This is a genomic window from Virgisporangium aurantiacum, from assembly GCF_016863635.1.
GTDB lineage: Bacteria > Actinomycetota > Actinomycetes > Mycobacteriales > Micromonosporaceae > Virgisporangium > Virgisporangium aurantiacum.
Genome location: NZ_BOPG01000189.1, coordinates 1 through 1,189, shown reverse-complemented (window position 1 = coordinate 1,189; position 1,189 = coordinate 1). Strand labels below are relative to the sequence as shown.

Below are 1,189 nucleotides of genomic sequence, written 5' to 3'. Positions count from 1 at the left end.
TAGTGCTCTGACCGGAAACGTTGGCCGGGTTGGGTGACACGCCGGGCGGCGTCCGAGGCCGTGGTGTGGGTGCGGTTGATGCTGTGGGGATGGCAGAGCCAGTTCGGGTGCGTCGCCTGAGTGATCATGAGGGTCAGCGACTACAGCAGATTGTCCGCCGGGGCATCGGTTCGCCGATTCGGCTGCGGCGGGCGATGGTGGTGCTGGCCTCGGCCGGTGGGAACACCGTGTCGGCGATCGCCAGGTTGGTCCAGGGTGACGAGGACGCGATTCGGCAGGTCATCCACCGGTTCAACGAGATGGGCCTGGCCAGTCTCGGCCCTCGGTGGGCGGGTGGGGCGTCCCCGCCGGATCAGTAACGACGATGAGCAGTTCATCATCGCGACGGCCACCACCCGCCCCGAGAAGTTGGGGGTGCCGTTCACCCGCTGGAGCCTGCGCAAACTTGTCGACTGGCTGGCCCACAACCGAGGCCTGCGCCGGGTGAAGATCGGCCGGGAACGGTTGCGGGAGTTGCTGCACAGGCACGAGATCAGCTTCCAGCGGACGAAGACGTGGAAAGAATCGACCGACCCGCAGCGGGAGGCGAGACTGGCCCGCATTGAGCACGTGACGGCCAACTTCCCGGATCGGGTGTTCGCCTTCGACGAGTTCGGACCGCTGACCATCCGCCCACACGCCGGCGCCGGCTGGTCGCCGAAGAGCCGACCCGACCGGCTGCCGGCGAACTACCACAAGCTGCACGGGGTGCGGCAGTTCCACGGCTGCTACTCCGTCGGCGAGGACACCATGTGGGGCGTCGTCCGTCACAAGAAGTCTGCGGCGAACACCCTGGCCGCGCTCAGATCGATCCGGGCCGCCCGCCCGGACGGGGCACCGATCTGCGTGATCCTGGACAACCTGTCCGCCCACAAAGGCGCTGCGATCAGGGCGTGGGCGGCCCGCAACCGGGTGGAGTTGTGCTTCACCCCGACGTACTCGTCGTGGGCGAACCCGATCGAGGCCCACTTCGGGCCGCTCCGAACGTTCGTGATCGCCGGGTCGAACCACCGCAACCACACCGTCCTGACCCGGGCGCTGCACGCGCACCTGCGTTGGCGCAACGCCAACGCCCGCCACCCCGACGTCCTGGCAGCCCAACGCCGCGAACGCGCCCGCATCCGCTCCGAACGCCAACACCGCTGGGGCC

Annotated in this window: 1 pseudogene; it reads left to right on the top strand. The window is 68.6% G+C overall.

Annotated elements, in window-relative coordinates:
* Positions 1 to 89 precede the first annotated feature (89 nt).
* Positions 90 to 1,189, top strand: a pseudogene (locus Vau01_RS62980) (IS630 family transposase); the annotation flags it as partial.